Source organism: Streptomyces luteireticuli (genome assembly GCF_041519305.1).
Taxonomy (GTDB): domain Bacteria; phylum Actinomycetota; class Actinomycetes; order Streptomycetales; family Streptomycetaceae; genus Streptomyces; species Streptomyces luteireticuli.
This window is the reverse complement of the sequence record NZ_CP167927.1, coordinates 4,276,429-4,289,067: the sequence shown is the minus strand read 5'-3', so window position 1 is coordinate 4,289,067 and position 12,639 is coordinate 4,276,429. Positions and strand designations below refer to the sequence as shown.

Genomic DNA, 12,639 nt, shown 5'->3' with positions numbered 1-12,639 from the left:
AAATCCTTACCTTTGTCCGGAATGTACCGACTGGGGGTGACGGTAAGGCTAGACCCAACGCCCCGTCGGGCCCGGTGGACCGGCCCCGTCGGCCCGGCTCCGTCCCACGGATCCCCTACACCGGCCCTGTCGCCCGGGTCTGCAGATGCTGCATTTCCCGGGGGCCGCACCCCATAGCAGCTTCGCTGCGGGCCGGACCCCCGGCCGGAACCACAGGCCCACGGGACACGCCGGACCGGCGACGCGAGGCGAACCTCAGTGACCCCGCGCAGCTCGCACCGCGCAGCTCACACCGCGTCGGGGATCCAGTTGCCGTGCGCCCCCACCGGGACCCGTGCCGGCAGATGGACCCGGGCGACGGGCCCGGCCGCGAAGTCCCCGGCCGCGATCACCAGCAGATCGCTGGCCGCGCGGCCGGGGTCGTACGCGTAGGCCAGCACCCAGCCGTCGTCCTCCGCCGCCCCGGGCGCGGCCGGGACGAAGACGCCCTCGCCGACGTCCCCGTCCGGCGGGACCGGGTACTCCTCGCAGGTGCCGCGCGCCAGGTCGTACTTGAGCAGCCCCCGGCCGAAGCCGGTCCGGTCCCCGCCCGTCCGCTCGTGCACCGCGTAGGCGTAGCGGTGCCCGGCGGTCAGCCGCCGGGGGTCGACCCGCGGCAGCTCCACCGGCCGGTCGTCCAGCCGTTCCCGGCGCACCGTCCCCGCGGCCGGGTCCACCGTCCACCGCTCCAGGTGGGCCGGCCGGCCCGTCCCGGGGCCGTCGGGCCAGCGCTCGTGGCGGACGAGATGGACGGTGATCACCCCGTCGTCCTCGTGGGCGTTCGCGGTGTGGAAGACGAAGCAGGGGTCGGTCTCCAGCCAGCGCACCTCGTCCGGGCCGCCCTCGCGCGGCAGCACCCCGAGCCTGGCCGGGCGGCCGGGGTCCCAGCCGAAGGCGTTGCCCGAGGGGCCGGAACCGGCGGAGAAGACCACCGGCAGGTCGTAGAGCAGCACATGGCGGGCGGTGAGCGAGAAGTCGTGCATCATCGGCCGTCCCTCGACGGGGACGTCGGCGTGGTGCCGCACGCACCCGTCCGTCCCGGCGACCAGGTACTGCACATACGGCCAGGCCGGGCAGTACGCGACGGCGTGCAGCTCGCCGCGCGCCGGATCGACGACGGTGTGCGCGGCGAACCCGCCGGGCAGCGTCCCGTGGAAGTCGAAGGGCCCCACGGTGTCGAGCTCCGAGTCGAGCTCGTAGGGGAGGGCGCCGCCCTCGACCAGCGTCAGCAGGTGCCCGGCGAACTGCTGGACGTGGGTGTTGGGCGCGAAGTCCACCAGGTGCCGCGGCCCGTGCAGCACCTTCTCGCCCAGCTGCCGGGCGACGGCGTCGGAACGCACCCAGCGGTTGCGGTACCAGGCGGCCCGCCCGTCCCGCAGCCGTACCCCGTGCACCATCCCCTCGCCGGCGAACCACTGGTGGCCGGGCGCGAGCCCGGCGTCCTGGACGCACAGCGGGTTGGGCCCGTTGCGCAGGTAGCGGCCGCGCAGCGCGTCCGGGATCCGGCCGGTCACCGGGAGGTCGAGCGCGGTGACCTCCTCGCGGACCGGTGCGAAGAGGCCGCCGGTCCAGGGATTCGCGTCCTTGGTCCCCGTCGTCCCGCCGTCGTCCGTCATGCCGCCCACCTCCACCGGTGTCCCGGTCCGTCCCCGCGGAGCCTTCCCCCCACCATCGGGCGGAAGGTGCGGTTCGGCCAGCCCGCGGCGGGGGGTGTCCGGGGCGGGAACGGCGGGGGAAGCGCAGGGTGCGGGCAGGACAAGGGCCGGGGAAGAAACTCGGGCAGGGCAACCCTGGCGGCCCTTTCCGGCCTCTTAATCGTTGAGCATCGCCGATCCGAACATGAGTACCCACGTCCGGGGCAAGGAGTGAGAACCGCATGGGCCTGACCAGCAGGTCGCTGTTGTACACGGTGGCCTTCGCCGCCGTGTTGTGCGTGGGGCTCATGGTGTGGGTCTGGCCGCGGCTCTCCGGGAAGGGGCCGCTGCCCGTCCTGGGCCGGCTGGGCTCGATCCTGCTCACCCAGTTGTCGATCATGGCCGCCGTGCTGCTCGCGGTCAATGCCAACGTGGGCTTCTTCGGCACCTGGAACCAGCTCCTCGGCCGGGTCGACAAGGCGCCGGTCAACGTGATCGAGATGAACCCGGGCGGTCCCCGCGCCACGGTCGACGAGTCGCGGAACGGCCTGATCCAGCCCACCGACGGCGAGAACGTGGAGTCCTTCCCCGGCTATCCGAAGGGCCCGGAGGACAAGGTCGGCGCCATCCGCTCGGTGCGCATCCTCGGCAAGCGCTCCCAGGCGGTCAACCCGGCCTACGTCTATCTGCCCCCGCAGTACTTCCAGAAGCAGTACCAGCGCACCCGCTTCCCCGTCATGGTGGCCGTCAGCGGCTACCCGGGCGGCCGCGCGAGCGTCGCCCGCAACCTCCGGGTGCCGCTGAACGCGGCCCGCCTGCTGGAGGAGCGGAAGATGAGCCCGACGGTGATCGTCATGCTCGCCCCGACGATCGCCTCGCCGCGCGACACCGAGTGCGTGGACGTCCCCGACGGCCCGCAGGCCGAGACCTTCTTCACCAAGGACCTGCCCGAGGCGCTGCGCAGCGCCTACCGGGTCGGCGAGCACGCCACCTCCTGGGGCGTCCTCGGCTACTCCTCCGGCGGCACCTGCGCCCTCCAGCTCGCCATGCGCGCCCCGGAGGTCTACCCGGTCGCGGCCTCCCTCTCCGGCGACTTCCGCATCAAGAACGACATCGCCACCGGCAACCTCTTCGGCTCGGGCGAGAAGGCCGAGGAGCGCAAGCGCGAGCACGACCTGATGTGGCGGCTGGAGAACAAGCCGGTGCCGCAGGTCTCGCTGCTGGTGGCCACCAGCAGGAAGGGCGAGAAGAACTACGAGGCGACCGAGAAGTTCGTCGACGCCGCGCACGCCAAGAAGCTGGACGTCGCCCAGATCGTGCTCCCCGAGGGCAGCCACGGGTTCAAGACCTGGCAGCGGGAGATCGGCGAGGCGATGAAGTGGATGAGCGGACGGCTCACCTTCCCGCAGGACGTCCAGGACCGCCCCAAGAAGGACTGAACCGGCCGGGTCAGCCCGGGAGTTGACCCGCGAGCCAGGCGAACGCCTCCGGGTACAGCGTGGACCACGTCCGGTAGTTGTGCCCGCCCTTGTCGAGGAGCATGGTCTTCAGCCGCACCCGGCTCCCCGACGCGGCCCGCTGGAACTCCTCCAGATAGGACGGCGGGCTGTCGCGGTCCTGGCGCGAGGTGGCCAGGAAGAGCGCCGCGTCCGACCGGGAGTGGGCGACCAGCCAGGTCGGGCTGTTGCGCTCGCGCAGGACGGGGTCGGCGAGCGCGCCGCCGTCGCCGTTGAGCGGATCGGGGTCGAGGGCCGCGCCCGCGGCGAAGACCCGGGGGAACTGGAGCGGCAGCTTGGCCGCGCAGAACCCGCCGGTGGAGATCCCCAGCAGCCCCCAGGACCTGGGCTGCGGTGCGGCGCGGAAGTGCCGTCGCACGAGGTCCGGCACGTCCTGCGAGAGCCAGGTCGCCACATTGCGCCCGCCCGCGTCCGAGCAGTCGGTGTCCCGCCCGCCGGGGTTGATCACGGGGACGGCGAGGATGAACGGGCGGGTGGTGCCCTCGGTGAGGAGCTTCTGGTACGCCCTCGGCATCCGGCCCTGCTCCGTCCACGACTGGGGCGAGCCGGGGACCCCGTGCAGCAGCATGACCACGGGGAAGGACGTCCGGCGGTAGCGCGGGTCGTCGTACTGCGGCGGGGTCCACACCATCACCTGCCCCGACAGCGCGGACCGGGTGCCGCGGAAGTACGTCTCCCGCATGCCGTTGTCGTCCTTGGTGAACGTGGCGTGCTCGGCCGGCGGGCCCTGCATGGCCACCGGACCCGCGCCGTCCGTCCGGCCCAGCAGGTCGTCCCAGGAGGCGTAGAGGCCGAAGCTGGTGTTGATCCAGGCGGCGACCACACAGATCGCGGTGGCCTGGCAGAGGAGGATCAGCGCCAGGCGCGTCCCCCAGCGCACGGGGGCCGGCCCCGGGATCCGCGTCCACAGCAGCAGGACGGCCAGCACGGCCAGGACCGCCGCCGTGACCAGCAGGGCGAGGAAGGCGTTTCCGGTGAGGCTGAGAGTCATCCCGTCGCGATCTCCCTCGAAGCGGTCGCCGGCGGAGGACGGCACGGCAGACCATAACGACGAAGCGTGCGGGAGTCGGCCGTAACGGAGGACGAGAACCCGGATGGGTCCCGCCGGGTCAAACGGTCATGTGTCCGGCGGACGGATGCGCGGGGGAGCGCGGGCGGGGCGGGCGGAAGGCGGGCGGAAGGCGGACGAAGGGGAAGCGGAGGGCAAGCGGAGGGTCAATCCTCAAGTCCTGCTCAGACTTTCGATCGTTCCGTGGTGTAACCACCTGAACACGAGTAGTTTCCCCGTCAGGGCGGTCCGAGCCATCGGACGCTGTCTGGGAGGCGTGATGGAATCCATGACGCGCAAGGAACGAAAGACCGTTGTCGTACTGGCCCTCATCGTGATCGCGATCGTCTGCTACATGATCGGCAACATCCAGCCCTGAGAGCACGGCTCCGGCACGGCCCAAGTCGGATGCATACCGTCCGGTTTGCCGTGATCCCCGGTCCCCGGCACGCCCACGGGTGGCTTTCGGCCGGGCGGAGGGCCGCCTTCCCCCGCCGGCGGCCCGTCCGCCCGCCGCCCGCCCTGTGCCTGTCCGGCAAGGTCCGAGGTGGGCGGGGTGCGCCGCGGGGCGCCGGACATGGCCGGTTCGCCGTCCTCCGCCGACGGGGCCCGGCTGCGTAGGCTCGTCGGGCGGGCCGGGCGCCCGCGGTGGCGGGGAATCGTCCGCGTCGGTTTGGTTCCGGCGGCGGTTCGGTTCGGGTGGCATCGCCGGCGCCGCCGCACCGCGGGGGCGGCTATCGATTCGGAGGCGGACCGTGGCGAAGCAGGACCGGGCGATCAGAACCCGCCGGACCATCCTGGAAGCGGCCGCGGTGGTCTTCGACGAACGGGGCTACGAGGCGGCCACGATCACCGAGATCCTCTCCCGCGCCGAGGTGACCAAGGGCGCGCTCTACTTCCACTTCGCCTCCAAGGAGGAGCTCGCGCACGCCGTGATAGACGCCCAGCTCGTCGAGGCGCCGCGGCTGCCCGAGCCCCCGGTGACCTCCCGGATGCAGCAACTCGTGGACCTCGGCCTGGTGTTCGCGCACCGGATGGTGGACGAACCGCTGCTGCGCGGCAGCGTCCGGCTCACCCTGGAGCAGGGCTCGGCGAACCTCAACCGCAGCGGCCCCTTCCAGGGCTGGACCCGGCTGCACGTCCGGGTCCTGGCCGAGGGCAAGGAGCGTGGCGAGGTGCTGCCGCACGTCGTCCCGGCCGACACCGCGGAGCTGATCGTCGGCGCGTACGCCGGGGTCAGCACCATGTCCCAGGCCGTCACCGGCCGCGCCGACCTGGAACGCCGGGCCATCGCCCTCTACGAGCACATCATGCCCAGCATCGCCGTCCCCTCCGTGCTGGCCCGCCTCGACATGGCCCCCGGCCGCGGCGCCCGGGCGCTCGCCGAGGCCGAACGGCTGTGCGCCACCGGGGCCGCCGGGCCGCCGCCGGCCTTCGCCCCCGTCGCCGTGGGCTGACGGGGCCCGGCGCACCCGCCGTCACCGGCCGGCGGCGGCCGTCCCCAGCACCTCCAGTGCCACGGCCAGGGTGGCGAGACGCTTCTCCTCCGGGTCGCCCATGACGTCGTCCAGGGCCAGGGCCCCGAAGTGGACCGTGAACAGCGCGCTGGAGAAGCGCACTTGGGCGTCCAGCCCCTCGTCCCCCGCCCGCATCAGCCGCGACAGCCGTGTCACCCGCTCCCGCAGCCGCCCGCCGATGTCCAGGGCCCGCAGCGATGCCTGGTTCTCCTGGAGGATGCGGAACACCGGAACCGCCCCGCGCAGCTTCTCGCTGTAGCGGCACAGCAGTTCGCGCTTGGTCTCCGGCGTCGGCGGCTGGGCCTCGCCCCAGTCGATCAGCTCGTCCACGGGCCCGCCGACCTGGTCGGAGATGGCGCGGAGGATGTCCTCCTTCGTCTTGAAGTGGTAGTAGAGCGCCGCCTTGGTGACCCCGAGCTGCTCGGCGATCTCCCGCAGGGAGGTCTTCTCGTACCCGCGGACGACGAAGAGATCCAGCGCGGTGCGCTGGATGCGTTCCCGGGTGTCGCTCCTGCGCGTGTGGGGGGTGCTGCCCATGTGGTCCCTGCTCTCCTTCGTTCCGCGTGCCTTGTTCCGCCGTGCCTTCGTTCCGTCGTGCCCGTGCTGTCGTGCCCTCGGCCCTCCATGCTCGGCAGTGCCGTCACAACTTCCCTGCGCCGCACGCCCGGTGGACGTCAAGGGTGTGAACGCACCCGGACCGCCCCGGCAGTGGCGTACCGGGCCGCCGCACGCCGTCGTTCGCGGCAAGTCACCGCATTTGACCGGGAGATGACGTGCCCCGGGGCCGCCGCCCGCGCGCCCGGCCGGACCCCCGCCCCCGGCGGGCGCGCGGGGCGGTTCATCCGGATGCGGGATCCGCCCTCCGGCGGGCCCATCACCCGTTCGGACGTACCGGAGTGCCCCCGGTGCCGCCGCCGGGGATGGTGGAGGGGCGCACCGGCAGGGAGGGTGGAACGCCATGACCGACCCGCTCCCGGCGGACCCGCTCGTCCGGGTCGAGAGGGGAGCCGCGGGCCACGAGGAACTCGCCGCGGTGACCGCGATCCTCCTCGCCTGCGCCGTGGCGGGTGCGGGCGTCGCCCTGCCCGCCGGTTTCTCCGCCCACGGTCTGCTGCGCACCCCGGCCCACTGGCGCCCGTCGGGCTTCGCCTCGCCGATCAGCTGGCGGCACCGGACCGGCTGAGCCGAGGGGCCGGCCGGGCCGCCGGAATTTCCTTCCGCAATTCGGATTGCAGTACTGCGCCGCACCGGGCTGCACCGCCCCGGACTGCATCGCCCCAAAGAATGCGCGAGGACCAGCCGCTTTTCGTACCGACGGCATTCCTGGAAATTTCCCGTTCGAGCGCTTCGCCACACTGGCTCGAATGAGTGAAAGCCCGGAACCTCTCTTCCGGGGCGGGAGTTGTTCAGATCGCTTTCTCAGTGGGGGCGCTACACGATCGAAAGGCTAATCACGTGCTCAAGAAGGTACTCGCGACGACCGTCATGACGGTCTCCACGGTCGGCGCCGTCAGCGCCCCGGCAATGGCTCTCAGCAACGACCAGGACGTGGCCAACGCCAACGGCGCGAAGACCGGCTACGGCAACACCCACACCGGTGGCAAGGAAAGCCCGCAGATGAGCCTGATCCAGGGCACGCTCAACAAGCCCTGCATCGCCATCGGCAAGCTCGGTCTGCAGTCGGTGCTGGCGCTCATCAACATCGGCGTCCAGGACGTGCCGATCCTCACCTCGCAGCAGCAGCAGCAGTGCACCGACAACTCGACGATCAACGACGGCGACGACCCGCTGTCGCACCTCATCGACGACTTCGCGATCATCTCGGGCAACGGTTCGGCCAACGGCTGATCCCGGAAGCGAGCACGGGATTCCCCCTGCGGCGGGTGTGCGGGACCCGCGGCAGGGGGTTTCCGTGTGCCGAGGAATTTTCTGGGCCGAATGAATGAAAACCGATGACTTCCCCCGGCCGGACGGGTTGGGCAAGTAGCGCTCGTAAACCGACCAGAGCGAAGGAATTATTGTGATCAAGAAGGTAGTGGCCACGGCCGCACTGACGGCGTCGGCAATCGGCGCATCCGCAGCCCCCGCACTGGCAGCCGGACCCGGCGGCGGCGACGTCGCCAACGCCAACCAAGCCGTCCAGATGTACGGCAACACCTACACCGGCGGTTACATGAGCCCCCAGATGGGCCTGATCAACGGCTCGTTCAACAAGCCCTGCATCGCCATCGGCAAGCTCGGTCTGCAGTCGGTGCTGGCGCTCATCAACATCGGCGTCCAGGACGTGCCGATCCTGTCCTCGCAGCAGCAGCAGATGTGCACCGAGAACTCGACGATCAACGACGGCGACGACCCGCTGTCGCACCTCATCGACGACTTCGCGATCATCTCGGGCAACGGCTCGCTCAACGACTGACGGGTACATCCGCGGCACCCACGGCCGCCCCCGGGACCACCCGGGGGCGGCTTCGCGTGCGCCGCGCGGCACGCCGCCCTACGGGACAATGGAGGCATGCCCACCGCCACCGGCGCGCCGGACCAACTGCCCGGGACGCACCGCCGGCTGATCGCCGACGCCATGTCCGTCGGCTCGCCGTACGCGCTCGTCCTCGCCGGCGGATACGCGATGCGGGTGCACGGGCTGACGGACCGGGCGAGCGTCGGGGTGACCCTCGCCACCGAGTCGCAGGCCGCGATGGCGGACATCGCCGCCGGCGTCCGGACCGGGCTCCGCGAGCGCGGCTGGCGGGTGCGCGACGTGGAGACCGGGCCGCTCTCCGCGCGGCTGCGGGTCACCTGCCCCGACACCGACGAGGAGTGCCCGCTCGATCTCCTCAAGGAGACGATGTGGCGCCCGCCGGTCGTCACCGGGCTCGGCCCCGTCCTCGCCGTCGAGGACGTCGTGGGCACCCGGGTGCGGGCCCTCGCCGAGCGGGGGCTGGCCCGCGACCTGGTCGACGTCCACGGTGCCTCCGCCCGCTGGCCGGCGGCCGAACTGGAGGAGTTCGGCCGCCGGCACGCACGCGGTCCCGACGGCTTCGACCTCACCGATCTGCGGGCCCGTCTGGAGGGGGCCGAGTGGATCGACGACCGGGCCTTCGCCGCCCACGGCCTCGACGAGGAGGCCGTCGCGGGGCTGCGCCGCTGGGCGCAGCAGTGGGCCGACGACCTCGGCGAACGGATCGTCGAGGAGGCGCCGTACGAGGACGGGCGCGACCCGGAGGGCTGACTCCCGGACGGTGGCGCGATCAGCGGCCGAGGGTGCGCAGCACCGCGTCGGCCATGACACGTTCGCCGGTCGTGTTGGGGTGCAGCGGCAGGGTGGGCGAGGCCGGGAGGAGACTCTCGATCCAGGGTTCGGCCGAGCAGCCGTCGTGGCCCTCCGTCGGGCCCAGGGTGTCGACGTAGGTGGCACCGCCGGCCGTTGCGGCGCGGGACACCATGGAGTTGAGCTCACCGAGGACGGACCGCAGATAGGTGATGTCGCCGGTGGTGACCGGCAGTTTGCCGAGGCACCGCTTCGCGTCGGCGGGGATCACCGACGGGTAGCCGACCACCAGCACCCGGGCGTGCGGCGCCCGTTCGCGGATCGTCCGCAGCGCCTGCGTCAGCCGGGGCGCGGCGGCGTCGAGGCGGGTGCCGAGGGTGTCCTTGTAGTGGTCGCGGCAGGGCGCGCCGAAGGGGTTCGTCGGGGCGAGGGCCGTACAGAGGGCCACGGCGTCCACGAACCCGAGGTCCGAGGTGCCGAGGTCGTTCCCGCCGACGGTGAGGGTGACGAGGCCGGTTTCACGTGAAACGGCGTCCAGCTGGGGCCCGTTGACGGGTATGCCGGCATCGGTCTGGGCCGCGCTCAGCGCGCTCACCTTGGCGCCGGCGCAGGTCACGTCCCGGTACGCGGAGGTGCGGAGGTCCGCGGCCAGCAGATGGCCGTAGTTGTGGTCGGAGCGCAGGCACAGGCCGCCGGACGCGGCGGGGATCCCGGCGCCGGCGGCGTAGGAGTCCCCGAGTGCGACGTACGGGCCGGTGGCGGCCCCGTCCGCGGCGCGGGCCGGGGCCGCCCAGGGTGCGAGGGCGGTGGCGAGGAGGGCGCCGCCGGTGAGGGCGGAGCGCCAACGCCGCCGTCCCGGGCGGTGGTTGGTGCTCGTCGATGCGGCTCTGGGCACGGTTCCTCCTGGGGGAGGGCGAGGGGAACGGTGGGACGAAACCGGCCGGTAACGTTGCCGGTATCGTCGTGGCGCATCGACCCCCGAGCCATGTGCCGGAGCACCGGAATCGCGGACGCCCCGTTGTCCTCGCGCACAACAACCCCCGTGAACCGGCGCGGCTTTGTAACCTGCCCGTCATGAGCAGCGCACCGGATCCTCCGTCCGAGGTCGCCCCCGCCGCGGCCGCGCTGCTGGCCCGCGCGCCCGCCCTCGCGGAGGGCATGGCCCGCCGGATACGGGCCGAAGTGGCGTACTACGGCAGCGAGGAACGCGTCCCCGACGACGAGCTCCTCGGGTCGTGCCGGCGCAACGCCGAGCTGGTGCTGGGGCAGTTGGCCCACGGGGACGGCGCCGGGATGGAGTCGGCCCGGCGGACCGGCCGGGACGGCGCCCGCCGGGGGATCCCGCTGGCCGAGCTGCTGCACGCCTACCGCGTCGGGTCCGAGTACCTCTGGTCGGCGCTGGCCGGCGAGGTCAGCGGCGCCGACGGCGTCACCGTGGAGAGCGTCACCGCGCTGGCCGCGTGGTGGGTCAGGGAGGGGCTCGCGGCGGCGTCCGGGGACGCGTACCGCGAGGCGGCGACGGAGCTGACGCTGCAGCGCGAACGGGAGCGGTCCGCCCTGGTCGAGGCCCTGTTCACCGGGCTGCTCACCGACCGCACCACGCTCTGGGAGGCGGCCCACGCGCTCGGGCTGCCCACGGAGGGGCCGTTCGTCGTGGTGGCCGCCGAGGTGCCCGCCCCCGGGCGGGAGGCCCTGCCCGGCATCGAATCCCGCCTCCGGGCCGAGGGCGCCCGCTCGGCCTGGCGCCTGCTGCCCGGCCTCCAGGTCGGCGTCGTCGCGCTCCGCGCCCCGGACGCCGAGGAGGCGGCCCTGCGCGTCCTCGGCCGGGCCGCCGCCTCCCGCGTCGGCGTCAGTCCGCCCTACCGGCCGCTCCACGAGACACCCCGGGCCCTGCGGCTGGCCCGCCTCGCCCTGGCCGGGACGGCCGGGCGGGCCCCGGGCGTGGCCCGGTTCGCCGAGAGCCCCGTCTCCCTGCTGGTCGCGGCGGCCCCGGAGGAGGCCGGGCGCGTCGCCGGCGCCGTCCTCGCCCGGGTCCGCGCCCTGCCGCCGCCCGAACGCGAGCGCCTGCTGGACACCCTGGAACGCTGGTTCTCCGCCGGGGGCTCGGCCGCCGCGGCCGCCCGCCTCCTGTACTGCCACCCCAACACGGTCCGCTACCGCCTGCGCAGGCTGGAGGAGCTCACCGGCCGGTCCCTGGCCGACCCCCGCGCGGTCGCGGACCTGGCCGTCGCCCTCTGCGCCCTCCGCCTCCTCCCGGGCGAGAGCTGATCACCCGGGCCCGACGCCCCGGACCAGCAGCACGACGCCCTCGGTGGAAGCGGTCCTGTCGCGGGAGATCTCCCGGTACGCGGCCGAGCCCGCCCACCGCTCGAACGCGTCCCGGTCGGGAAAGGCCATGAGCACGACCTTCTCGCGCTCCCACTCCCCCTCCACGACCGCGGGCCGTTCGTCGGCCGCCAGCAGCCGCCCGCCGTACCGCTCCAGCACGGGCAGGAAACGGGCCGCGTACCGCTCGTAGCGGGCCCGGTCGTGAATGGTCAGCTGCGCTATCGCGTAGACGGTCACGGCGTCACGGTAGCCCCCGACTCCCGCGGCCCGCCCGTCACTTGGGTCCGTCGCACAGCCGCACCGCCGCGCCGTACGCGGCGCCGCGGGTCACCCGGACGGCGCACCGGCGCTGCCGCCGCGCGGCGGGAGTGCGTTTCTGGAAGGGACGACCGCACCCTGCACCTGGAGGCACCGTGGCTGGAAAGTTCGAGATGTACGAGGACAAGGCGGGCAAGTACCGGTACCGGCTCAAGGCGGGCAACGGCGAGATCATCGCCGTCGGCGAGGCGTACAACTCGAAGGCCGCCTGCCAGAACGGCATCGAGTCCGTGAAACGGAACGCGCCGACCGCGGAGGTGAAGGAAGTCCCGCGCACGGAGACCGAGAAGCACTGACCCCGGGCCGGGCCGCGCGCGGGGGCGGGTCAGACCGCGCGGCCCAGCCAGGCCGCCAGCCGCACGTACGCGTCCGCCCCCTCCGGAGCGGGCCGCACCGGGGCGAACGGCACGCCCTCGCCGCGCCGTTCGGCCGGCAGCGCCCGGTGGGCCCACTCCAGCGCGCACTCCGCGAGCTCCTGGTCGAGCGGGAACGGGGAGCCGAGGGCCTGGGAAAGGTCCCACGCGTGGGCGGCCATCTCCAGCACGCACCCCGAGAAGAGATAGGCCCGGCCCGGCATCGCGCCCCACGGCATGGTCAGCGGCATGTCGAGCTTCGTGTCGTCCGCCCAGGCCGCCGTCAGCCGGGCCCGGGCCGCGTCGTAGGCGGCGGTCCAGCCGTTGTCCGGGATGTCCGAGGCCGGCGTGAGCACGCCCCTCGTCCCGGTCTCGCCGATGGCGGAGGCCGCGTCCGCCCCGCCGACCAGATGCCCGAGGAGGGCGCGTACGTCGAACTCCTCGCACGGCGTGGGGCCGTTGAGCCGCTCGGCGGGAACGGCCGCGATCAGCCGGGCCAACTGGCCCGAGGCGCGGGTGAGAAGGGGGCGCGGGTCGGTCGTGGTGTCCATGGGGGTCGTTCCTCCGTCGGTGATCTCCGTGAGCGGGCACGACAGAGTTTTCGCGCATAAGCTGAC

General features: G+C 73.2%; 14 protein-coding genes. 8 read left to right on the top strand and 6 right to left on the bottom strand.

Features of this window, described 5'->3' with window-relative positions:
- Positions 1-287 precede the first annotated feature (287 nt).
- Positions 288-1,655 carry a carotenoid oxygenase family protein gene (locus AB8735_RS19015; protein ID WP_372408570.1) on the bottom strand — a complete coding sequence of 456 codons (1,368 nt, stop codon included), beginning with the start codon at positions 1,653-1,655 and terminating at the stop codon, positions 288-290.
- Between the two features lie 260 nt (positions 1,656-1,915).
- Between AB8735_RS19015 and AB8735_RS19010 the strand changes: the two genes are divergently transcribed.
- Entirely contained in the window at positions 1,916-3,112 is a 1,197-nt protein-coding gene (locus tag AB8735_RS19010) for an alpha/beta hydrolase-fold protein (RefSeq protein ID WP_344028411.1), read from the top strand.
- A 10-nt stretch (positions 3,113-3,122) separates the two neighbouring features.
- Here the strand turns inward: AB8735_RS19010 and AB8735_RS19005 are convergent, their stop codons facing one another.
- Positions 3,123-4,181, bottom strand: coding sequence for an alpha/beta hydrolase-fold protein (locus AB8735_RS19005; protein WP_344028408.1), 1,059 nt, complete (start codon positions 4,179-4,181; stop codon positions 3,123-3,125).
- A gap of 812 nt (positions 4,182-4,993) precedes the next feature.
- On the opposite strand from AB8735_RS19005, the gene AB8735_RS19000 reads away from it, so the two are divergent.
- Positions 4,994-5,695: a ScbR family autoregulator-binding transcription factor gene (locus AB8735_RS19000; RefSeq protein WP_344028405.1), complete on the top strand. Its 702-nt coding sequence runs from the start codon at positions 4,994-4,996 to the stop codon at positions 5,693-5,695.
- 21 nt (positions 5,696-5,716) lie between these two features.
- Here AB8735_RS19000 and AB8735_RS18995 read toward each other — a convergent pair whose 3' ends face one another.
- Entirely contained in the window at positions 5,717-6,292 is a 576-nt protein-coding gene (locus AB8735_RS18995) for a TetR/AcrR family transcriptional regulator (RefSeq protein WP_372408569.1), read from the bottom strand.
- A 421-nt stretch (positions 6,293-6,713) separates the two neighbouring features.
- Here AB8735_RS18995 and AB8735_RS18990 point away from each other — a divergent pair, with 421 nt between their 5' ends.
- The 4 genes from AB8735_RS18990 to AB8735_RS18975 all read left to right on the top strand — a co-directional run bounded on the left by AB8735_RS18990 (position 6,714) and on the right by AB8735_RS18975 (position 8,984).
- Positions 6,714-6,938, top strand: a complete 225-nt coding sequence (locus AB8735_RS18990; protein ID WP_372408568.1) for an acyl-CoA carboxylase epsilon subunit — start codon at positions 6,714-6,716, stop codon at positions 6,936-6,938.
- Between the two features lie 272 nt (positions 6,939-7,210).
- A complete protein-coding gene (locus AB8735_RS18985; protein WP_372408566.1) occupies positions 7,211-7,603 on the top strand; it encodes a rodlin in 393 nt (130 codons plus the stop codon).
- A gap of 172 nt (positions 7,604-7,775) precedes the next feature.
- Complete coding sequence (locus AB8735_RS18980) at positions 7,776-8,171, top strand: rodlin (RefSeq protein WP_372408564.1); 396 nt, start codon at positions 7,776-7,778, stop codon at positions 8,169-8,171.
- A 96-nt stretch (positions 8,172-8,267) separates the two neighbouring features.
- Positions 8,268-8,984, top strand: coding sequence for a nucleotidyl transferase AbiEii/AbiGii toxin family protein (locus AB8735_RS18975; RefSeq protein ID WP_372408563.1), 717 nt, complete (start codon positions 8,268-8,270; stop codon positions 8,982-8,984).
- Between the two features lie 19 nt (positions 8,985-9,003).
- On the opposite strand, the gene AB8735_RS18970 is transcribed toward AB8735_RS18975, so the two are convergent.
- The gene (locus tag AB8735_RS18970) at positions 9,004-9,918 is read right to left on the bottom strand and encodes an SGNH/GDSL hydrolase family protein (RefSeq protein ID WP_372408561.1); all 915 of its coding nucleotides are present in this window, start codon (positions 9,916-9,918) and stop codon (positions 9,004-9,006) included.
- Positions 9,919-10,097: 179 nt separating this feature from the next.
- Between AB8735_RS18970 and AB8735_RS18965 the strand changes: the two genes are divergently transcribed.
- On the top strand, positions 10,098-11,291 hold the full coding sequence (locus AB8735_RS18965) for a PucR family transcriptional regulator (RefSeq protein ID WP_372408560.1): 1,194 nt from the start codon (positions 10,098-10,100) through the stop codon (positions 11,289-11,291).
- On the opposite strand, the gene AB8735_RS18960 is transcribed toward AB8735_RS18965, so the two are convergent.
- Entirely contained in the window at positions 11,292-11,588 is a 297-nt protein-coding gene (locus AB8735_RS18960) for a DUF1330 domain-containing protein (protein ID WP_372408558.1), read from the bottom strand. It lies immediately after the preceding gene.
- Between the two features lie 176 nt (positions 11,589-11,764).
- Here AB8735_RS18960 and AB8735_RS18955 point away from each other — a divergent pair, with 176 nt between their 5' ends.
- The gene (locus AB8735_RS18955; RefSeq protein WP_344028378.1) at positions 11,765-11,965 is read left to right on the top strand and encodes a YegP family protein; all 201 of its coding nucleotides are present in this window, start codon (positions 11,765-11,767) and stop codon (positions 11,963-11,965) included.
- A 29-nt stretch (positions 11,966-11,994) separates the two neighbouring features.
- Here the strand turns inward: AB8735_RS18955 and AB8735_RS18950 are convergent, their stop codons facing one another.
- The gene (locus AB8735_RS18950; RefSeq protein WP_372408556.1) at positions 11,995-12,573 is read right to left on the bottom strand and encodes a TIGR03086 family metal-binding protein; all 579 of its coding nucleotides are present in this window, start codon (positions 12,571-12,573) and stop codon (positions 11,995-11,997) included.
- Positions 12,574-12,639: the final 66 nt, after the last annotated feature.